Genomic DNA, 19,919 nt, shown 5'->3' with positions numbered 1-19,919 from the left:
GCTGCCGGGTGAGAGCAGGGCAGCGCTTTCGGGTGACGATCGTAGGACTCTTGCCGTGGACGGTGGTACTGTGCGCGCTTCATTGATCCAACTCGCGGTCTCCGACACGGAGCCCCCGGCCGAACGGCGGGCCCGTGCGGCCGCCCTGGTACGGGCCCAGCGGGGATCCGACCTGGTGGTACTGCCCGAGCTGTGGGCGCTCGGCGGCTTCGCCTACGACCTCTGGTCGGACGGCGCGGAGGCGCTGGACGGGCCGACCTCGGACGCGATGGCGGCGGCGGCGAAGGCGGCGGGCGTCTGGCTGCACGCCGGTTCGATCGTCGAGCGCGATCCGGACGGGCCGATCTACAACACCTCGCTGCTGTTCGCCCCGGACGGCGAGCTGGTGCACACCTACCGCAAGATCCACCGCTTCGGCTTCGACAGCGGTGAGGCGGTGGTGATGGGTGCCGGGCAGGAGATCGTCACCGCGGCCACCGACGTCGGCACGCTGGGCCTCGCGACCTGCTACGACCTGCGCTTCCCGGAGCTGTTCCGGGCGCTGCTGGACGCCGGTGCGCAGGTGTTGGTGGTCCCGGCGGCCTGGCCGGCGCGGCGGCGGGAGCACTGGACGCTGCTGAACCGGGCGCGCGCGGTGGAGGAGCAGGCGTACGTCCTGGCCTGCAACACGGCGGGCACGCACGGCGGGGTGGAGCAGGCCGGCCACAGCATCGCGGTGGACCCGTGGGGCCGGGTGCTGGCCGAGGCGGGGCCCGGCGAGGAGGTGCTGACCGTGGAGTTCGATCCGGCCGAGGTGGCCAAGGCCCGGGCGGAGTTCCCGGTGCACCGGGACCGGCTGCTCGGCATCCCGGCACCGGTCCAGCGCTGACGGCACCGCTGGGGAGCCCGAGCGGCTCCGGCGCGGCGGCCCCCGGAGTGCGGACCGGGGGGGCAGGACAGGGCAAGGCGGGGCAGGGGCGCGGGCGGGCGCATGTGGGGGGCTTGTACACAGCCGTGTCCTTTTTGAGAAGATGAGCCCTCGTCGTGTTACCAGCCGTTCTTCCGCCGGTCCGTCCCGTCCGGCCGCCAGCCCGTCCGAGGAGGTCGCGCGCATGTTCGGCACCGGCGCGGGCGACTCCCGTCCCGTGATCCAGCGCAACAGCCTGCGCGAGCAGATCGCGGGCGCGCTGCGCGAGGAGATGATGGCCGGCCGGCTCGCGGCCGGGCGGAACTTCACCGTCAAGGAGATCGCCGAGCTCTACGGGGTCTCGGCGACCCCGGCCCGCGAGGCGCTGGTCGACCTCGCCGCGCAGGGGCTGCTCCGGGCCGAGCACCACCGGGGCTTCACCGTGCCCGAGTTCGGCTGGGACGACTTCCGGGAGATCTTCGAGTCCCGGGTGCTGATCACCGACAGTTACTTCCGTCGATTGGCCGTGAACCCCGGCCCGCCGGACGACAGCCGGCTGCCCTCGCTGCGCCGCCGGGCGGACGCCGCGGTGCGGGCGGCCCGGGCGGGCAACCTGGACGTGATGGTGGGCTGCGACCGCCGGTTCTGGCAGGAGGTCGCCGGCCTGCTGGGCAACCGCCGGATCGCCGACTACCTGGACTGGCTGCGGGTGCAGTCGTGGATGTTCGCCGCGCGCTACCTGCGGTCGATGCCGCAGCTGGGCGGGGTCTGCTGGGACAGCCACCTCGACCTGGTGGACGCGATCGAGGCGCGCGACGTGCCGCGCGTGCACCGGATCGTCTGCGAGTACAACCTCTTCACCGTCGGACTGCTGGCCGAGCTGGCCGGGCAGCAGGTGGAGACGGTGGGGGTGCTGCCGCTGCTGACCGGCCGCCCCGTCGGCGCACCGGGCGGTTCCGGGACCGAGGACGGTCCGGTGGCGGCCGGTGCGCCCCGGCCCGGCGAGGACACGGAGGCGGGCAGTGCGTCGCAGCCGGAGACCCCGCGGGCCCAGGACGGCGCCGGGCCGGAGCAGTCGGCGCCGGGCACCGCGCACCACCGGGCGGAGCCGGGCCGGGAGGCCGGCGGCGCCCGGGGCCGGGAGCGCGACCTCGGCCGCGAGCTGGGCCGTGAACTGGGCCTGGGCCTCGGCCTGGTGCCGCAGCCGAGGTCGGTCCCGTACGGACGGTTCGGCCGCCGGCTGCCCGAACCGCCGTCCGGCCAACTGCCCGAGGGGCAGCCCGATCCGCATCGCGCGCCGGGCCGGTAGGGTGGGCGGTCGTTCGTCCCGGCCGCTCCTCGTACCGACCGTCCGGGTACCGACCCCCGTCCATCCGCCGTCCGCCGCCGCGCGGCCGGTTCCCGCCGCCCGGAGAGGAAGAGCCGGCCCATGGCCTGCGACCTCTGGCTCGTCCCGCTGGTGGACGTACTGAGCCACAGCCCCGACAACCCGTTCCGGGACGACCTCGCGCTCTACAACCGGGTGCTGGCCGACAACGGCCTGCCCGAGATGCCGGTCTACCGGTACGTGCCGGGACTCAGCGGGGCGGTCGAGCCGATAGCCGCCTTCGACTACGACTCGCTGCACTTCCTGCGCCGGGCCTACCTGCTGGGGCTCACCGGCCTGGACATCACACCGGTGGACGCGCTGGGCGGGGACTACGAGCAGCTGCTGGAGATGTTCGAGAGCAGCGCCGAGCAGTCGCACCTGGTCTGGCACTTCGACCACGCCGGCGCCTATGTGCCGATCGAGTTCGCCGCCCCGCTGGTGGAGGAGTCGCTGCTGGCCTCGGGCGGGCCGCTCGGCTCCAGCCACGGGCTGCTGCGCGAGCTCCAGGCCGTGGCCCCGGCGCTGGGCATCGACCCGCTCGACCCGCCGGCGCCGACCAGGCCGCTCGGCCCGACCGGCCTGGAGCAGCCGTTCGGCCCGCCGCTGGACGACCTGCACCCGTTCGCCCGGGAGCGGCACGCCTGGGCGGGCCTGTACGCGGCGGCGACCCGGAGCCTGCACCAGGGCTCGATGGTCGTCTTCGCCTGAGCCGCCCACCGCCCACCGCCCACGGTCAGGCGGCTGCGGGCTGCCTCCGCCCCCGCTACCGCAGCGGCCCCTCCGGCGGCCGCTGGCGCGGCATGGTGGGCCTGGCCCCCGGCGGCGGCAGCACCCGGACCTGGGCCCCGACGCCCGGCTCGGACCGCCCGCCCCAGCTGCCGGAGGCCTGGGTGGGCAGCCGGGTCATCCCGGCCCGGAACTCCAGCATCCACTCCGAGGTCTCGGTGCGGACCATGTCCGAGACGTCCTCGCAGAACCGCCGCAGCACCCCGAGGCACCGCTCGGCGGCCTCGCCCGCGGTCCCCTCGGTGGGGCCGAGCACCTCCCGCACGCACTCCGACGCCCAGTCGAACTGGAAGGCCTCCAGCCGGCGCTGCAGGGCCTGCGCGGTGGAGACGTCGCGCATCCAGCCGGAGGTCAGCCCGAACGCCCGGTCCGCGCCGTAGCAGGCGCCGGCCAGCGCCAGCCCGACGTAGCCCCATTCGGCGGCGTGGGCGACCGTCCCGGTGAGGTCGACCAGCGGGGCGGTGACCCCGCCGGCCGTGAAGCCGGTGGTGCCGAAGCGCAGCAGCCGGGCCCAGCGGCGCTTACGGATCCGGTCCCGGCGGTACCAGTCGATCGCCTCGACCGCCCGCTCCTCGGACCAGCGGTACAGCTCCTCGAGCCGCTCGGCGGGTTCGCCCCAGTCCCCGAGCGGGAACTGGCGGGCGCTCAGGTCGGACCGGTGGCGGGTCGACGCGCGGTGCGCGAGGGTCGCGGCGGGCGGATCCTCCTCGCCGATCTCCTTGCCCCAGGCACTCTCCTCGGGCTGCATTTCCGGCTGGCTCACCTGTGGGGCTCCCTGTGGCGGGCGGACGGCTGGTCTGGCTGGTCCCGACTCTGCGCGGACTGACGTGTCGTCGGCCTGACGGCCGGTGAAACGCCGGACAACGCGCCGAACACGCCGCCGTTCCGGGGCGGGTGCGGGCGTCCCGGGGCGGCACCGCCGACGGCCGCCGGCGGTGGTCCAACAGCACTTCTTACCGCCAAATGGCTGACCATGGGGGCGCTTCACCAATGATCGTTATCGGATTCGGCCACCGGATCCCGAGGTGGGAGGGTTGCGGCGGCCGACGGGATTTCACCCGTCCGAGGGAGTCGTCGGTGACCCGCTGTCCTGACCCGGGCACCGGAGAGCGACTCCGGCACCCCCGGGACTGGATGATCCTCCGAGGCCGTGCGTGTACCCGACCCCCCTCGATCGTCTCTTCCTACGGGACCGGAGAGCGGCCGGAACCGGCCACCGACTACCCTTACCCAGCGTGAAGGTCCTCGTCATCGGCGGCGGCGCCCGCGAACACGCCCTGTGCCGCTCTCTGTCCCAAGATCCCGCCGTGACCGAGCTGCACTGCGCCCCGGGCAACGCCGGGATCGCGCAGGTGGCGACGGTCCACCCGGTCGACCAGCTCGACGGCGCGCAGGTCACCGCGCTCGCCGTGCGGCTCGGCGCCGAACTGGTCGTGGTCGGCCCGGAGGCCCCGCTGGTCGCGGGCGTCGCCGACGCCGTGCGCGCGGCCGGCGTCCCGGTGTTCGGCCCGTCCGCGGAGGCCGCCCTGCTGGAGGGCTCCAAGGCCTTCGCCAAGGACGTGATGGCCGGCGCCGGCGTACCCACCGCCCGCTCCTACGTCTGCACCACCACCGCCGAGGCCGCCGAGGCCCTGGACGCCTTCGGCCCGCCCTACGTGGTCAAGGACGACGGCCTGGCCGCCGGCAAGGGCGTCGTGGTCACCTCCGACCGCGCGGAGGCGCTGGCCCACGCCGGGGCCTGCGAGAGGGTGGTGATCGAGGAGTACCTGGACGGCCCCGAGGTCTCGCTGTTCGCGATCACCGACGGCACCACCGTCCTCCCGCTCCAGCCCGCCCAGGACTTCAAGCGCGCCCTGGACGGCGACCAGGGTCCCAACACCGGCGGCATGGGTGCCTACTCGCCGCTGCCCTGGGCCCCCGAGGGCCTGGTCGAGGACGTCCTGGCGACCGTGCTGCAGCCGACCGTGGACGAGCTGCGCCGCCGCGGCACCCCGTTCTCCGGCCTGCTCTACGCCGGTCTGGCGCTCACCTCGCGCGGCACCCGGGTGATCGAGTTCAACGCCCGCTTCGGCGACCCGGAGACCCAGGTCGTGCTGGCCCGGCTGCGCACCCCGCTGGCGGGCGTGCTGCACGCCTCGGCCACCGGCACCCTGGACCAGCTGGAGCCGCTGCGCTGGGACGAGGGCGCCGCGGTCACCGTGGTGATCGCCGCCGAGGGCTACCCGGCCGCGCCGCGCACCGGCGACCCGATCGAGGGCCTGGCCGAGGCGGAGGCCGCCGACGGCACCGCCTACGTGCTGCACGCCGGGACGAAGGCGGACGACGACGGCCGGGTGCTGAGCGCCGGGGGCCGGGTGCTGTCCGTCACCGCGACCGGCGCGGACCTCGTCCAGGCGCGCGAGCGGGCGTACCGGTCGGTCGGGCTGATCTCGCTGGCCGGCGGCCAGCACCGCGGGGACATCGCCCTGAAGGCCGCGCAGTAGCGGCCGCCCGCCCCCGTTCCGTCCCCGGGCCCCCGGCACGCCTCCGCGCGCCGGGGGCCCGGGCGTTCCGGGCCGCGCCCTCCCGCCCCGCCGGGTGCCGTCGGGCGACCCCGCGGGCCCGTCCGGCGCGAGCCCGGGCGCGGCCGCCCGGTGAGCCCCGCACCCGCCCCCGGATCCTCCCCGGCAGGCTCCCCGGCACCCCGTGGACAACCCCCATGGACGCAGCGGTCGCCGGCGTTTCCGGGCCGGGTGGGACAGGTGCGACACCCGGTGCCGCCACACCGTTCGGTCCCCGGAATCCAGCCCATCGAGTGACAGCGACCGCATCCGGCTGACGTAACCGGCTGCCCGGCCTTATGGTGCGCTGGACCACGGCACCACAGGTCGGGCCGCTTCCGGCCGCCGCCGGGTAACGGTGGTCGTGCGGGGGGATGCTGGACGGCGTCCGGCCGGACCGGACCCGCCGGGCGCTTCCCGGGGGCGGTCGTCCGGTTTTCGGGCGGTGTCACCGGGACGAGTGGAAACCGGGGCGATCCGGAACACCCACCCGGACCCGGGCGTCGAAAATGTCGGAAGCGCCACGCAGCATGTACTACCGGGGCTCGGACACCACCGTTTCCCGGTCGGAACTGATCGTTTCGAATCGGCTCAGGGCCCCGTCACGGGTGTCCCGGGGCTCCGAAGGGGGTGCCGCACCGTATGGCCGCTGTCGACACCGCGCGCGCTCACGCCCAGGCGGTCCTGCGGATCAGGGGTCTCGCCCTGGCCGCCGCCGCGCTGCCCGCCGCCACCGCGGTGGTGCTGCTCGCCGGCCGGTTCACCGGGCGGATCGGTGCCCCCGGCTCCCCCGACGGGGCGGGCTGGGACATCGCCCGCTGGACGGTCTGCGCGGTCGCCGCGCTGACCCTCCTGGTGGCCGGGCTGGCCGCCCGCGCCTACCGCCGGGCCGTCCCGCCGCAGACCCCGGCCGTGCCGCTGGACCGCGCCCAGGCCCCCGAGCTGTACCGGCTGATCGACGAACTCGCCGACCGGCTGGAGGTCCCCGCGCCGTCCGCCGTGGCGCTCACCCCGGACTGCGACAGCTGGCTGGAGGACGTCCCCTCGTCCGGCTCCCGCCGCTCCCGGGCGGCCGGCCACCGGCCGACCGCCCCGGTGCTGGTCGTCGGCTCGCCGTTCCTCTGGTGGATGCGGGCCGGTGAGCTGCGGGCCCTGCTGGCCCCGGTGGTGGCCGGTACCGCGGCCGCCGCGGACCCGGACATCGCCGCCGCCCGGCACTTCCTGCGCGCCCTGGACGCCAGCCTGGACGCCGGCCCCGCCGACGGACCGGCCGGACTCCCCGGGGGCTGCGCACCGCGCCCGCCCCGCCGGGGCCCGGTCGCCCTGACCGACCGCCTCACCGACCGGATCACCCGCCGGCTGCTGGGCGCCTGCCGCGAGCACGCCGCCGAGCTGGAGCGCTCCGTCGCCGGCTGGGCCTCCGAGCAGGCCCGCGGCGTCGACTACGGCCTGCGGATCGCCGCGCAGGAGCAGGTCGGCCTCGCCTACGCGGGCTGGGACCGGCTGCTCACCCGGGTCGCGCTGCCCGCCTGGCGGCTCGGCCGGCACCCCGCGCACCTGAACGCCGGAGTGGTGGCCGCGCTCACCGAGCTGTCCCGGCGCGACCGGCTGGCCGACGGCTACAGCAGCCGGCTCGGCGACCGCCCGGCCTGCGACCTGCTGGAGGAGCCCGGCGAGGTGGACGCCGCGGTGTCCCGGCTCGCCGCCGAGCTGTTCTTCGGGGCGCCCGCCTCCGGTGCCTGGCGCGAGCTGGAGTGGGTCGACTACCCGGCCGAGGTGGTGGACGCCGGCTGGCGGGCCCGCGCCGCCGCCCTGCAGTCGGCGCTGGACCTGCTCGCCCCGCAGGCCCGCCCCGGCGCCCCGACGCTGACCCGGCTGCTGGGCCGGCTGGCCGACGGCGACGGCGAGCGGCTGGCCGCCGCGCTCGCCGCCCAGCTGGCGCGCACCACCGCGCCCGCGCCGCTGCTCGAACCGGTCCGGTCCGGGCGGGACGTCCTGGTCGACCACGTCACCGCGATGGTCTGCTGCGCGGCCGTGGACACCGCGGGCGCCGTCCCCGGCCTCGACTGGCTGGACGGCCCGGTGCTGCTGCTCGGCGGGGTCCGCCGCACCGACCTGGCCGAGCCGGTCGCCCAGGCCGTCGAACAGGGCCAGGACGGGCCGCTGCGGGCCTGGCTGGACGCCGCGGACGTCCGGCTGGAGAAGCCGGTCCGGCTCTGACCGCATGCCGGCCGGCCCCTCGGGGGCGCGAGCCCCGGGGGTGAGCGCCCCCGGCCGGACCGGCCGCCCGGGGTCTTCGCAGGCCGGAGGCCGTCCGTCCGACGGCCCCGAAGATTCCCGCCACTAGTTGCTACCGTGGGGTGACGCAGCGCCAGCACGGTGTGGTGTATTAGACCGCACGCACATCCGGGCGGCACGTGCCAACCGGCGAAGGTGCACCTGGGAGGGGCGCGCGTGGGGACCGAACTCAACCGCCGCTGGGAGTCCGGGACGCACGCGCACAGCGTCTCCGACCCCTTCGGCCAGGGCCCGCTGCCCTGGCTGCGCAGCCCGGACCAGTACGTCGCCGGTGCCGAGGGCGCCGAGGTGCCCTGGTACGTCTCGGTGGACGCGCCCGGGCAGCGCCCGCTGTCCGCCGGGGTGCGGGGCAGACCGGCGGTCGGCAGCCCGCTCGGCGCCAACGACGAGGAACAGCAGATCAAGGGCTTCGCCTCGGCCGGGGTGGTCCGCCCCGGCGGCTCGGTGGACCTGCGGGTCACCGTCAACCCGCCCCGCGAGTTCACCGTCGACGTGTTCCGGATCGGCCACTACGCGGGCGACGGCGCGCACCACATGACGTCCAGTCCGCTGATCGCCGGGATGTCCCAGCCGGCCCCGATGGTGGTCGGCCGGACCGTCTCCTGCCACCACTGGTGGCACACCTGGCGGTTGCAGATCCCGCAGCACTGGCGGCCCGGCGCCTACGTCGCCGTGCTCACCACCGCCGACATGCTGCACCGCAGCCACATCCCCTTCACGGTGCGGGACTTCGAGGACCAGAACCGCTCCGCCGAGCTGCTGCTGGTGCTCCCCGACGTGACCTGGCAGGCGTACAACCTCTTCCCCGAGGACGGCCGCAGCGGCGCCAGCCTCTACCACGCCTGGGACGGCGGCCGGCTGGTCGGCGAGCCCGAGGCGGCCGTCACCGTCTCCTTCGACCGGCCGCACGCCACGGCCGGGCTGCCGCTGCACGTCGGCCACGCCTACGACTTCATCCGCTGGGCCGAGCGCTACGGCTACGACCTCTCCTACGCCACCGCCACCGACCTGCACGCCGGCCTGGTCGACGCCTCCCGGCACCGGGCGCTGGTCTTCCCCGGCCACGACGAGTACTGGTCCGAGCCGATGCGCCGCGCCGCCGAACGGGCCCGGGACGGCGGCACCTCGCTGGTCTTCCTCTCCGCCAACACCATGTACTGGCGGGTCGAGCTGAGCCCCGGTCCCTCCGGCGAGCCCAACCGGATGCTCAACTGCCGCAAGCGCCAGAAGGTCGGCCCCGGCAGCCCGGCGGCCGGGGTGCCCGGCGCCGCCAGCGCGCTGTGGCGCGACGCGGGCGAGCCCGAGCAGCACCTGCTCGGGCTGCAGTACTCCGGCCGGGTCGCCGCGCCGGTCCCGCTGGTCGCCCGGCACACCGCGCACTGGCTCTGGGACGGCACCGGCGTCCAGGAGGGCGAGGAGCTGCCCGGGCTGGTGGCCGGCGAGGCGGACCGCTACTACCCCAAGGTCGCCCTGCCCGAGCACAGCGAGCGGGTGCTGCTCGCGCACTCCCCGTACCGGGACCTGGCCGGCCGCACCCGGCACCAGGAGACCTCGCTCTACCGGGCCCCCAGCGGGGCGTACGTCTTCGCCTCCGGCACCTTCGCCTGGTCGCCCGCGCTGGACCGGCCGGGGCTCACGGACGAGCGGATCCAGCGGGCCACCGCCAACCTGCTGGACCGGCTCTGCAAGAACGGCTGACCGCCGCGGCCCGGGGTCCGGCCCCCCGGCCGGGCCGGTGGCCATGACAGACTCGACCCCAGTGACCTCCCCTTTCGCGCCCCACGCCCGCGAACGACCCCTGAGGACTGAGACGATCTTGAGCGGATTTGTCACCAAGCCCGAGCCGGTCCAGGTGCCCGGCCTGGTCCACCTGCACACCGGCAAGGTGCGCGACCTGTACCGCGCCGAGTCGGGTGAGCTGGTGATGGTCGCCAGCGACCGCACCTCGGCCTACGACTGGGTGCTGCCCAACGAGATCCCGGACAAGGGCCGCATCCTCACCCAGCTCTCGCTGTGGTGGTTCGAGCGGATCGCCGACATCGTGCCCAACCACGTGCTCTCCACCGAGGTCCCGGCCGGCGCCCCCGCCGACTGGAAGGGCCGCACCCTGGTCTGCCGCAGCCTGGACATGGTTCCGGTCGAGTGCGTCGCCCGCGGCTACCTGGCCGGCTCCGGCCTGGAGGAGTACCGGGTCTCCCGCACCGTCTGCGGCATCGCGCTGCCCGAGGGCCTGGAGGACGGCTCCGAGCTGCCCGCCCCGATCTACACGCCCGCCCTCAAGGCCGAGGTCGGCGAGCACGACGAGAACGTCTCCTACGAGGAGACCGCCCGCCGGGTCGGCGCCGAGCTGGCCAACCAGCTCCGCCGGACCACCCTGGACGTCTACTCCCGGGCCCGGGACATCGCCCGTGAGCGGGGCATCCTGCTGGCGGACACCAAGTTCGAGTTCGGCCTGCTGGACGGCGAGCTGGTGATCGGCGACGAGGTGCTCACCCCGGACTCCTCGCGGTTCTGGCCGGCCGACGAGTGGGAGCCGGGCCACCCCCAGCCCTCCTTCGACAAGCAGATCATCCGCGACTGGCTGACCTCCCCGGCCTCCGGCTGGGACCGGAAGAGCGAGCAGCCGCCGCCGGAGCTGCCGGCCGAGGTCGTCGACCGGGTCCGGGCCAAGTACGTCGAGGCGTACGAGCGGATCACCGGCCTGACCTGGGTCTGAGACCGGGCGGGCGCCCGCGGGCCGGCGGTCAGATCCAGCCGTGCTCGCGGGCGATCCGCACCGCCGCGTGCCGGTTCTCCGCGCCCAGCTTGGCGACGGCCGAGGACAGGTAGTTGCGCACGGTGCCCTGGGAGAGCGAGGCGCGTTCCGCGATCCCGGCGATCGAGGTGCCGTCCGCGGCCAGCTCCAGCACATCGGTCTCGCGCGGGGTCAGCGGCGTCTCCCCGGCGGAGATCGCGTCCGCCGCCAGCTCCGGGTCCACGTAGCGGCCGCCGGCCCGGACGGTCCGGATGATCCCGGCCAGGTCCGCCGCGGAGACGGTCTTCGGCAGGAAGCCCCGGACGCCGACCTCCAACGCCCGCTTCAGATAGCCGGGGCGGCCGTGACCGGTGACGATCATGCAGCGGCAGTCCGGCAGCAGCGCCCGCAGCCGGGTGGCCACCTCGATGCCGTCCAGACCGGGCATCTGGAGGTCCAGCACCGCGATGTCCGGCCGGTGCGCCTCGGCCATCGCCAGCGCCTCCGGGCCGGAGGCCGCCTGCGCGACCACGGCGATGTCCTCCTCCAGGGAGAGCAGCGCGGCGAGCGCGCCGCGGATCAGGTGCTCGTCGTCGGCGAGCAGGACGCGAACGGGCGCGGGGTCGGTCATCGGCGGGCCTTCCGTACGGCGGGGGTCAGAGCGGGACGCTGGCGAGCAGCCGGAAGAGCCCCGGCCCGACGTCCGGGACGGTCAGCTCGCCGTTGTGGGCGGCGAGCCGTTCCCGCAGGCCGCTCAGGCCCGTACCGCCGCCCTGGGAGGGCAGCGGTACGGCCGGCACCCCGTCATTCTCCAGCTCCAGCAGGGCCCGGCCGCCCTCGCGGCGGAGCCTGATCGAGCAGTGGCCCGCCTCGCTGTGCCGCAGCACATTGGTGGTGGCCTCGCGGATCACCCAGCCGAGCACCGACTGGACCGCCTCCGGCAGTTGCTCGGCGTGCTCGCCGAGGTCGATCTCGCAGGCCACGTCGGCGGAGCGGAGCACCGCGCGGGCGCCGACCGCCTCCGCGTGCAGGGCCGCCGTGCGGTAGCCGCGGACCACGTCGCGGACCTCGCGCTGGGACTCCTGGGCGATCTGCTGCACCTCGGCCATCTGCTCGGCGGCCTCCGGGCGGCCGCGCCGGGCCAGTTGGACGGCCAGCTCGCTCTTGAGCGCGATGGTGGTGAGGTTGCGGCCCATCACGTCGTGCAGGTCGCGGGAGAACCGCAGCCGCTCCTCGGCGACGGCCAGCCGGGCCTGGGCCTCGCGGGCGGTGTCCAGCTCCTGGACCACCGACTGGAGCCAGGCGAAGCTGCGGCAGCTGCAGCCGATGAACAGCATGACCAGCCCGCTGCCGGTCAGCACCCCGAGCGAGGTGCCGAGGGCGGCACCGGTCAGCAGCAGCGCGGGGAGGACGGCGAGCAGGGCGACCGCCCCGGCGAGGGCCGCCCGGAGCGGGCGCAGCCCGACCGAGGCCGGGCCGAAGGCGGAGAAGAGCATGGTGCTGGCGACCGGGGCGGTGAAGGTCACGAGCTCCCCGCCGGAGGCCGCGTCGACCCGGGGGCCGAGCAGCAGTAGCGCCCAGGAGCCGGCCACCGCGACGCCGCCGTTGAGGGCGAGCCAGCGCAGGTGGTCGGTGGGCCGGTTCAGGTAGTGGTCCAGCGAGGTGCGGTAGGCGCGCAGGGTGACCAGGGTCTGGGCGAGGCCGAGCACCAGGGCGACCCTGGAGGCCGGGTCGCTCCCGGAGTCCGGGTCGGCCAGATTGATCATCACGGTGAGCGGCAGCGGGGCCAGCGCCATCAGGTAGAGCGACCAGCGGAGGTAGAGCTCGGAGCGCTGGGGCTTGGATCGGCCCCGCCACGCGCGCACCGGATTCACGACACCCATCTCTTCCGCTCCCCGTTCCGTCATGATCGTGCTGCGGCCTTCTTATCAGAGGTCGAACGGGGAGCGGGCCTTCGGATCTGTACCGGGCGGACGGGCGCTCAGCGGCGCGGCTCCCAGCGGAAGTACCGGACGGCGCCCCAGACCGCGAGGGCGAGCCAGACGCCCCCGGTCACCAGGTGCGGGGCGGCGGTGGCCCAGGTGCCGGCGAACCCGGTCGGGGCGGCCGAGCCGTCGGTGCCGAACCAGCCGACCCGGACCAGCTGGAAGGCCGGGGTGGAGGGCAGCAGCCGGCAGATGTCGGCGAGGCGCTCGGGCATGACCTCCAGCGGGACGAACAGCCCGGAGCCGAACTGGGTGAGCAGCAGGACCGGCATGGTGGTGATGCCGGCGCTCTCCACGGTCCGGGTGAAGGCGCTGGAGACGGCGGCCAGTGCCATCAGCGTCGCGACCGCCAGGGCCAGGCCGACGACCAGCAGCAGCGGGTTGACCGGGGCGGTGAGGTGCAGGGCACTGGCGCCGACGACACCGATCACCCCGCACATCAGCAGGGCCAGGCCGACCGAGGGGACGGCGGTGCCGACCAGGATCTCGATGTCCCGGGCCTCCCCGGTGCGCAGCCGCTTGAGCACCAGCTCGCCGCGGCGGGCCACGTAGGCGGCGGTCAGGTTGTAGTAGACGACGAAGGCCAGCACCATGCCGACCGCGCCGTTGACCAGCAGCGAGTCGACGTCCAGGCCGGGGCTGCTCTCGGCCTGCTGGTCGAGGACGCTCTTGAGCCCGCCGATCAGCAGCACCGGCAGCAGTACGGCGGTGAACAGGGCGGTCCGGTTGCGGAGCAGCAGGACCCCCTCGGCCCGGCCGAGGGCGAGCAGCCGACGGACGATGGTGCTCCGCGGGCCGACGCCGGAGGACCGGGGGCGCTGCGGACCGGCGGTGGTGGTGGCGGTGGTCATCGGGCGAGTCCGATCAGCTTGCGGCGGGCGGGGGGAGCGGCGGGGGTGTCGGCCGGGGGCCGGTGGCCGGCCTCGGAGGCGATGGCCAGGAAGGCCTCCTCCAGCGAGGCGCTGCGGGCGTCGAGGGCGCCGAGCGCGATGCCGTGCCGGTCGGCCCAGCCGAGCAGCTCGGTCAGGGTGGCCTGGAGGGCGGGCGTCTTGACCATGACCTTCCGGCCGTCGACGGTGACGGTGGCGCCGGCCAGCGGCGGGAGGGAGGTGCCGGTGAACGCGGGGAGCTCGAAGCCGATCCGGGACGGGCGTCCGGCGATCACCTCGGCCACCGTGCCGGCCGCGACGATCTGCCCGCCGTGCATGATCGCCAGCCGGTCGGCGAGCTCCTCGGCCTCCTCCAGGTAGTGCGTGGTGAGCAGCACCGTGGTGCCCTCGGCGCGCAGCTCACGGACCAGCTGCCAGACGGCGGCGCGGGCCTCCGGGTCGAGGCCGGTGCTCGGCTCGTCCAGGAACAGCACCTCGGGCCGTCCGAGCAGGGCCATCGCCAGGTCGAGGCGGCGGCGCTCGCCGCCGGAGAGCTGCTTGACCCGGACGCCGCGGCGGTGGCCGAGGCCGACCAGCTCCAGCGCCTCGTCCAGGGGCCGGGCGTGGCTGGTGATGCCGGCCCAGGCGCGGCCGGTCTCGCCGACGGTGAGGTCGCCGGGGAAGCCGCCCTCCTGGAGCATGATGCCGATCCGTGGGCGGACGGCGGCCCGCTCCCGGTGCGGGTCGTGCCCGAGCACCCGGACCCGGCCCCCGGTCGGGGCGGCGAGGCCCTCGATGAGTTCCATGGTGGAGGTCTTGCCGGCCCCGTTGGTGCCCAGCAGGGCGAACAGTTCGCCGCGGCCGACGGTCAGGTCGACGCCGCGGACCGCGTGGTAGCGGTCACCGCCGGTGCCGTAGTGGCGGTTCAGGTCGGTGACCTCGATCACGGGGTCGCCGGCGGCGTGGGGCTGGCTCGTTTCCATGTCTCAAGCCTTCCGCCGACCGGGCCGCGCGGGCAGTGCGCGGTCTCACCGGAACCCGGTGCGGATCCACGGGTCGGCGATGACAAATGTCATGGGTGCCCGCGGGATTCCACCGGGACGGGAAACGCCGAAGGGCCCTCTCTTCCGAGAGGACCCTTCGTACTGGAGCGGACGACGAGATTCGAACTCGCGACCCTCACCTTGGCAAGGTGATGCTCTACCAACTGAGCCACGTCCGCAGGATGGAACTATTGAGTTGTACTGCTCGCTACTGCGAGCGGACGACGAGATTCGAACTCGCGACCCTCACCTTGGCAAGGTGATGCTCTACCAACTGAGCCACGTCCGCCTGGTGCCTGGGGCACCTGCCGCCTCTCCGGATCTCTCCGTTGCGGCGACGAGGAATACTCTACAGCATCTTTCGGGGTGGTCGCCCCACCCTTCTGGCGAGGGTGGGACGACCGGGGCCGGGGCGGTCAGTTCGCCTCGGCGAAGGCCTCGTAGACGTGCTTGGGGATGCGGCCGCGGGCGGGCAGCTCCATGCCGCGGGACTGGGCCCAGGCGCGCACGGCGGCCGGGTCGGGGGTGAGGGCGGTGCGGCGGAAGGACTTTCCGGTACGGCTCTGGCGGCGGCCGGCCGCGACGAACGGGGCGAGGGCCTCCCGCAGCTTTTCCGCGTTGTCCACGGACAAATCGATCTCGTACGACTTCCCGTCGACGCCGAAGTGGACGGTTTCTGCGGCTGCGCCGCCGTCCAGGTCGTCGGAGAGCGTGACAACTACACGCTGAGCCATGGGTGTCAATCCTCTCGGGCAATTCGGCCGACAAGGGCGCGGGTGCGCCCCGGGGCCTGATGTGCACCCTTCGCCCAAGTGCATACGGGCAGGCCGGATGGCCGTGCCGGATACGCAGCACTCGCCGCGGCAGGTGGCCCTATTCTGCACCCGAAGCGGGGAGAAATCGAAGAGTCCGGCTTTCTTTTCCGGATATTCACGTGTCTTCGTCGGCCGCCGGATACCCGTGCACTCGGCTGGCCGATCTGTCCGGAGTGCCGGTATTCGGGTGCTCTTCGGTGGTTCTCGCGGGGGTTCCGGAATCCGGCGAAAAGGGGCACCCGGCGGGGGGTGGCGGGCGGGTGGAGCCCTTGTGGCGTAAGGGTCGTCGGTCTACGCGCGTCACCGTCCCCGGCCAGCAAACACGCTCGAAACCCCCGGTAGTCTGGAGTTCCCCCGCCTCACGAAGACACCACCGGGAGTGCCAGTGGCACGCGTCGTAGTCGACGTCATGCTCAAGCCGGAGATCCTCGACCCCCAGGGACAGGCGGTGCAGCGCGCGCTGCCCCGTCTCGGATTCACCGGGATCTCCGACGTCCGCCAGGGCAAGCGTTTCGAGCTGGAGCTGGAGGGCCCGGTCGACGACGCCGCGCTCGCCCGTATCCGCGAAGCCGCCGAGACCTTTCTCGCCAACACCGTGATCGAGGACTTCACCGTCCGCGTCGAGGAGGACGGCAAGTGACCACCCGCGTCGGCGTCGTCACTTTCCCCGGCTCCCTCGACGACCGCGACGCCCGGCGCGCGGTCCGCCTGGCCGGCGCCGAGCCGGTCGCCCTCTGGCACCGTGACAAGGATCTCCACCAGGTCGACGCCGTCGTCCTGCCGGGCGGATTCAGTTACGGCGACTATCTGCGCTGCGGTGCGATCTCCCGGTTCTCGCCGGTGATGGAGACCGTCATCGAGCAGGCCCGGCAGGGAATGCCCGTTCTCGGTATCTGCAACGGCTTCCAGGTGCTGTGCGAATCCCACCTGCTGCCCGGCGCGCTCACCCGCAACGACTCGCTGCACTTCGTCTGCCGCGACCAGAAGCTGCGGATCGAGAACAACGGCAGCGCCTGGACCCGGGATTACACCCCCGGGCAGGAAATCGTCGTGCCGCTGAAGAACGGCGAGGGCCGCTTCGTCGCCGACGAGCGGGTCCTGGACGAGCTGGAGGCCGAGGGCCGGGTGGTCGCCCGTTACCTCGACGTCAACCCCAACGGTTCGTACCGTGACATCGCCGGCATCACCAACGCCGCCGGCAATGTCGTCGGTCTGATGCCGCACCCGGAGCACGCCGTGGAGCCGCTCACCGGTCCCACCACCGAGGGCCTGGGCTTCTTCACTTCCGTACTGAAGCAGCTGGTGAACGCCTGATGAGCCTCGACACCGTCAAGAACGCCGAGCAGACCCCGGACGCCGCCCAGCCCTGGGCCGAGCTCGGCCTCAAGCAGGACGAGTACGCCCGGATCCGGGAGATTCTCGGCCGCCGCCCGACCGGCGCGGAACTCGCCATGTACTCGGTCATGTGGTCGGAGCACTGTTCGTACAAGAGCTCCAAGGTCCACCTGAAGCAGTTCGGCGACAAGAAGCCCGAGACGGACGCCATGCTCGTCGGCATCGGAGAGAACGCCGGTGTGGTCGACGTCGGCCAGGGCTACGCGGTCACCTTCAAGGTCGAGTCGCACAACCACCCGTCGTACATCGAGCCCTACCAGGGCGCGGCCACCGGCATCGGCGGCATCGTCCGCGACATCCTGGCGATGGGCGCCCGCCCGGTCGCCGTGATGGACCCGCTGCGGTTCGGCGCGGCCGACCACCCGGACACCCGGCGCGTGCTGCCCGGGATCGTCGCGGGCATCGGCGGCTACGGCAACTGCCTGGGCCTGCCGAACATCGGCGGCGAGGTCGTCTTCGACTCCTGCTACCAGGGCAACCCGCTGGTCAACGCGCTCTGCGTGGGTGTCATGAAGCACGAGGACATCCACCTCGCGCAGGCCTCCGGCGCCGGCAACAAGGTCGTCCTCTACGGCGCCCGCACCGGCGGCGACGGCATCGGCGGCGTCTCGGTGCTCGCCTCCGAGACCTTCGACGACACCAAGCCGGCCAAGCGCCCGGCGGTCCAGGTCGGCGACCCGTTCCAGGAGAAGCTCCTGATCGAGTGCACCCTGGAGATCTTCCGGGAGAAGCTGGTCAAGGGCATCCAGGACCTCGGCGGCGCCGGGCTGTCCTGCGCCACCTCCGAGCTGGCCTCGGCCGGCTCCGGCGGCATGCGGATCGACCTCGACACGGTGCACCTGCGCGACCACACGCTCTCGCCCGAGGAGATCCTCATGAGCGAGTCGCAGGAGCGCATGTGCGCGATCGTCGAGCCGGACAAGATCGACCGCTTCCTGGAGATCTGCGAGAAGTGGGACGTCATCGCCAACGTCATCGGTGAGGTCACCGACGGCGAGCGGCTGGAGATCTTCTGGCACGGCGAGCTCGTGGTGGACGTGCCCCCGCGCACCGTCGCCCACGAGGGCCCGACCTACCAGCGCCCGTTCGCCCGCCCGAGCTGGCAGGACGCGCTGCAGGCCGACGCCCCGACGGCCGAGCGGCTGGCCCGCCCGACCACCGGCGAGGGCCTCAAGGCCGACCTGCTGAAGCTGGCCTCGCACCCGAACCAGGCCTCCAAGTCCTGGATCACGGACCAGTACGACCGGTACGTGCTCGGCAACACCGTGCTCTCGCACGGCGAGGACTCGGGCATGATCCGGATCGACGACGAGACCAACCTCGGCGTCTCGGTCGCCACCGACGGCAACGGCCGCTACACCAAGCTGGACCCGTACACCGGTGCCCAGCTGGCCCTCGCCGAGGCGTACCGCAACGTCGCGGCCGGCGGTGCCAAGCCGCTCGCCGTCTCGGACTGCCTCAACTTCGGCTCCCCCGAGGACCCGGACGTGATGTGGCAGTTCGCCGAGGCCACCCGCGGTCTCGCCGACGCCTGCCTGACCCTGGGCACCCCGGTGACCGGCGGCAACGTCTCGCTGTACAACCAGACCGGCGAGGTCGCCATCCACCCGACCCCCGTGGTCGCGGTGCTCGGCGTGATCGACGACGTCACCCGCCGCACTCCGATGGCGTTCGCCGAGGAGGGGCAGCTGCTCTACCTGCTCGGCGACACCGAGGACGAGCTGGGCGGCTCGGCCTGGTCGCAGGCGGTCCACGACCACCTGGGCGGCCTGCCGCCCAAGGTCGACCTGGAGCGCGAGCGGCTGCTCGGCGAGATCCTGATCGCCGGCTCCCGGGACGGCATGGTCGACGCCGCGCACGACCTCTCCGACGGCGGCCTGGGCCAGGCGCTGGTGGAGAGCTGCCTCAAGGGCGGCCGGGGTGCCCGGATCGTGGTGCCCGAGGGCATGGACCCGTTCGTGTTCCTGTTCTCCGAGTCGGCCGGCCGCGCCGTCGTGGCCGTGCCGCGCAGCGAGGAGCTCCGGTTCAACGACATGTGCACCGCGCGGGGCCTGCCGGCCGTCCGCATCGGTGTGGTGGACGGCGACTCCCTGGACGTCCAGGGGCAGTTCACCGTCGCGCTGGCGGAGCTGAAGGACGCCCACACCGGCGTCATCGAGGCCCTGCTGGCCTGATCGGCAGCGCTGCCGCCCGAGGGGCGGACGGTCCTTCCCGGACCGTCCGCCCCTCGGCGTATGTTGGGCCCCATGCCTGCCAAGTCCCGTACCTACCAGCCCGCCAGGGTGACCGCCGCGCTCGCGGCGCAGACCGGGGCGCTGCGCGACGCCGTCCGGCGGCTGTGCGAACGCCCCGACGCCGAGGAGTCGCTGGCCCGGCCGACCAGGCTCGGGGAGTGGCGGGTGCGCGAGCTGCTGGCGCACCTCGCCGTCCAGATCGAGTGGCTGCCGGCGCACCTCGACGATCCGGTGGAGGGCCGGGCGCCGTTGGACCTGCCGCGCTGGGTGGAGCGGGTCGGCGCCCTCGGCCCGCTGCTCGACGAGCAGGCCAGGGCGCGGGCGGCGGACGGGTTCGACGGTGACCCGGCTTCGGTCGCGGCGGCCTTCGACCGTGCCGCCGACGCGCTGCTCGGCGCCCTGGCCCGGCCGGAGGCGGCCGATCCGGCCCGGCGCTTCGAGATCCGGCTCGGCTCGATGGCGCTCACCGACTTCCTGGTGACCAGGCTGGTCGAGACCGTGGTGCACGCCGACGACCTGGCCGACGCGCTCGGCCCGGACGCCTTCCCGGACGCCTTCCCGCACGACCGGCAGGCGGTGGCGGCCGTCACCAGGATGCTGGCCGACGCCTTCGCCGAGCTGGTGCCCGGCGGCGCGGTGGAACTCCGGGTGCCGCCGTACGCGGTGGTGCAGGCCGTCGAGGGGCCGCGGCACACCCGGGGCACCCCGCCGAACGTGGTCGAGACCGATCCGCTGACCTGGATCCGGCTGGCCACCGGCCGCGCCGACTGGGCGGACGCGGTCGACGCCGCCGCGCTGTCGGCCAGCGGCGAGCGCAGCGACCTGCGGATGTACCTGCCGGTGCTGGCCTGACCCGGGATCCCCGTCCCCGGAGGTCCGGCCGGTCCAGGAGCTCCGGCCGGTCCCGGAGGCCCGGCCGGTCCCGGAGGTCCGGCCGGTCCCTGGAGCTCCGGCCGGTCCCGGAG

The 19,919-nt window shown here is 74.2% G+C and carries 17 protein-coding genes and 2 tRNA genes; 11 read left to right on the top strand and 8 right to left on the bottom strand.

Going from position 1 to position 19,919, the window contains the following annotated elements:
- Positions 1-70 precede the first annotated feature (70 nt).
- From BI06_RS09135 to BI06_RS09125, 3 genes are all read left to right on the top strand, one after another.
- Positions 71-868, top strand: a complete 798-nt coding sequence (locus BI06_RS09135) for a carbon-nitrogen family hydrolase (RefSeq protein WP_030392477.1) — start codon at positions 71-73, stop codon at positions 866-868.
- Between the two features lie 223 nt (positions 869-1,091).
- A complete protein-coding gene (locus BI06_RS55445) occupies positions 1,092-2,195 on the top strand; it encodes a GntR family transcriptional regulator (RefSeq protein ID WP_063794939.1) in 1,104 nt (367 codons plus the stop codon).
- A gap of 120 nt (positions 2,196-2,315) precedes the next feature.
- Positions 2,316-2,963 (top strand): hypothetical protein, encoded by a 648-nt coding sequence (locus BI06_RS09125; protein ID WP_030392479.1) that lies wholly within the window; start codon positions 2,316-2,318, stop codon positions 2,961-2,963.
- Positions 2,964-3,018: 55 nt separating this feature from the next.
- On the opposite strand, the gene BI06_RS09120 is transcribed toward BI06_RS09125, so the two are convergent.
- Positions 3,019-3,804 carry an SLATT domain-containing protein gene (locus tag BI06_RS09120; RefSeq protein WP_030392480.1) on the bottom strand — a complete coding sequence of 262 codons (786 nt, stop codon included), beginning with the start codon at positions 3,802-3,804 and terminating at the stop codon, positions 3,019-3,021.
- 472 nt (positions 3,805-4,276) lie between these two features.
- Between BI06_RS09120 and purD the strand changes: the two genes are divergently transcribed.
- The 4 genes from purD to BI06_RS09100 all read left to right on the top strand — a co-directional run bounded on the left by purD (position 4,277) and on the right by BI06_RS09100 (position 10,595).
- Positions 4,277-5,524: a phosphoribosylamine--glycine ligase gene (gene purD / locus BI06_RS09115; RefSeq protein WP_043466915.1), complete on the top strand. Its 1,248-nt coding sequence runs from the start codon at positions 4,277-4,279 to the stop codon at positions 5,522-5,524.
- Between the two features lie 699 nt (positions 5,525-6,223).
- Positions 6,224-7,801, top strand: a complete 1,578-nt coding sequence (locus BI06_RS09110; RefSeq protein ID WP_043466912.1) for a hypothetical protein — start codon at positions 6,224-6,226, stop codon at positions 7,799-7,801.
- Between the two features lie 234 nt (positions 7,802-8,035).
- Complete coding sequence (locus BI06_RS09105; RefSeq protein ID WP_030392483.1) at positions 8,036-9,577, top strand: N,N-dimethylformamidase beta subunit family domain-containing protein; 1,542 nt, start codon at positions 8,036-8,038, stop codon at positions 9,575-9,577.
- A 118-nt stretch (positions 9,578-9,695) separates the two neighbouring features.
- Entirely contained in the window at positions 9,696-10,595 is a 900-nt protein-coding gene (locus tag BI06_RS09100; RefSeq protein ID WP_030392484.1) for a phosphoribosylaminoimidazolesuccinocarboxamide synthase, read from the top strand.
- A 28-nt stretch (positions 10,596-10,623) separates the two neighbouring features.
- Here the strand turns inward: BI06_RS09100 and BI06_RS09095 are convergent, their stop codons facing one another.
- From BI06_RS09095 to BI06_RS09065, 7 genes are all read right to left on the bottom strand, one after another.
- On the bottom strand, positions 10,624-11,244 hold the full coding sequence (locus tag BI06_RS09095; RefSeq protein ID WP_030392485.1) for a response regulator transcription factor: 621 nt from the start codon (positions 11,242-11,244) through the stop codon (positions 10,624-10,626).
- 25 nt (positions 11,245-11,269) lie between these two features.
- A complete protein-coding gene (locus BI06_RS09090) occupies positions 11,270-12,496 on the bottom strand; it encodes a sensor histidine kinase (protein WP_030392486.1) in 1,227 nt (408 codons plus the stop codon).
- A 98-nt stretch (positions 12,497-12,594) separates the two neighbouring features.
- Positions 12,595-13,449: an ABC transporter permease gene (locus BI06_RS09085; RefSeq protein WP_043466909.1), complete on the bottom strand. Its 855-nt coding sequence runs from the start codon at positions 13,447-13,449 to the stop codon at positions 12,595-12,597.
- Positions 13,446-14,450 (bottom strand): ABC transporter ATP-binding protein, encoded by a 1,005-nt coding sequence (locus BI06_RS09080; protein ID WP_043466907.1) that lies wholly within the window; start codon positions 14,448-14,450, stop codon positions 13,446-13,448. Before BI06_RS09080 ends, BI06_RS09085 begins: the two co-directional genes overlap by 4 nt.
- Positions 14,451-14,613: 163 nt before the next feature.
- Positions 14,614-14,689, bottom strand: a tRNA-Gly gene (locus BI06_RS09075).
- 37 nt (positions 14,690-14,726) lie between these two features.
- Positions 14,727-14,799, bottom strand: a tRNA-Gly gene (locus tag BI06_RS09070).
- Positions 14,800-14,926: 127 nt separating this feature from the next.
- A complete protein-coding gene (locus tag BI06_RS09065) occupies positions 14,927-15,244 on the bottom strand; it encodes an Lsr2 family protein (protein ID WP_030304494.1) in 318 nt (105 codons plus the stop codon).
- Positions 15,245-15,704: 460 nt separating this feature from the next.
- On the opposite strand from BI06_RS09065, the gene purS reads away from it, so the two are divergent.
- The 4 genes from purS to BI06_RS09045 all read left to right on the top strand — a co-directional run bounded on the left by purS (position 15,705) and on the right by BI06_RS09045 (position 19,806).
- Complete coding sequence (gene purS, locus BI06_RS09060; RefSeq protein ID WP_078879748.1) at positions 15,705-15,965, top strand: phosphoribosylformylglycinamidine synthase subunit PurS; 261 nt, start codon at positions 15,705-15,707, stop codon at positions 15,963-15,965.
- Positions 15,962-16,639 carry a phosphoribosylformylglycinamidine synthase subunit PurQ gene (gene purQ, locus BI06_RS09055; protein WP_030392490.1) on the top strand — a complete coding sequence of 226 codons (678 nt, stop codon included), beginning with the start codon at positions 15,962-15,964 and terminating at the stop codon, positions 16,637-16,639. The genes purS and purQ overlap by 4 nt, the downstream gene beginning before the upstream one ends.
- Positions 16,639-18,894: a phosphoribosylformylglycinamidine synthase subunit PurL gene (gene purL / locus BI06_RS09050; RefSeq protein ID WP_037779194.1), complete on the top strand. Its 2,256-nt coding sequence runs from the start codon at positions 16,639-16,641 to the stop codon at positions 18,892-18,894. Before purQ ends, purL begins: the two co-directional genes overlap by 1 nt.
- Positions 18,895-18,966: 72 nt before the next feature.
- Positions 18,967-19,806 (top strand): sterol carrier family protein, encoded by an 840-nt coding sequence (locus BI06_RS09045; RefSeq protein ID WP_043466900.1) that lies wholly within the window; start codon positions 18,967-18,969, stop codon positions 19,804-19,806.
- Positions 19,807-19,919 lie beyond the last annotated feature (113 nt).

Source organism: Kitasatospora sp. MBT66 (genome assembly GCF_000710405.2).
In the GTDB taxonomy this organism is placed as follows: Bacteria; Actinomycetota; Actinomycetes; order Streptomycetales; family Streptomycetaceae; genus Kitasatospora; species Kitasatospora purpeofusca.
The sequence above is the reverse complement of the archived record's forward strand: the minus strand, read 5'-3'. Positions and strand labels throughout refer to the sequence as shown.

Coding starts and splice junctions, on each gene's coding strand:
- BI06_RS55445 (WP_063794939.1), top strand. CDS start 1,092: ATGTTCGGCACCGGCGCGGGCGACTCCCGTCCCGTGATCCAGCGCAAC.
- BI06_RS09125 (WP_030392479.1), top strand. CDS start 2,316: ATGGCCTGCGACCTCTGGCTCGTCCCGCTGGTGGACGTACTGAGCCAC.
- BI06_RS09110 (WP_043466912.1), top strand. CDS start 6,224: ATGGCCGCTGTCGACACCGCGCGCGCTCACGCCCAGGCGGTCCTGCGG.
- BI06_RS09095 (WP_030392485.1), bottom strand. CDS start 11,244: ATGACCGACCCCGCGCCCGTTCGCGTCCTGCTCGCCGACGACGAGCAC.
- BI06_RS09090 (WP_030392486.1), bottom strand. CDS start 12,496: ATGGGTGTCGTGAATCCGGTGCGCGCGTGGCGGGGCCGATCCAAGCCC.
- BI06_RS09085 (WP_043466909.1), bottom strand. CDS start 13,449: ATGACCACCGCCACCACCACCGCCGGTCCGCAGCGCCCCCGGTCCTCC.
- BI06_RS09080 (WP_043466907.1), bottom strand. CDS start 14,450: ATGGAAACGAGCCAGCCCCACGCCGCCGGCGACCCCGTGATCGAGGTC.
- BI06_RS09065 (WP_030304494.1), bottom strand. CDS start 15,244: ATGGCTCAGCGTGTAGTTGTCACGCTCTCCGACGACCTGGACGGCGGC.
- purL (WP_037779194.1), top strand. CDS start 16,639: ATGAGCCTCGACACCGTCAAGAACGCCGAGCAGACCCCGGACGCCGCC.
- BI06_RS09045 (WP_043466900.1), top strand. CDS start 18,967: ATGCCTGCCAAGTCCCGTACCTACCAGCCCGCCAGGGTGACCGCCGCG.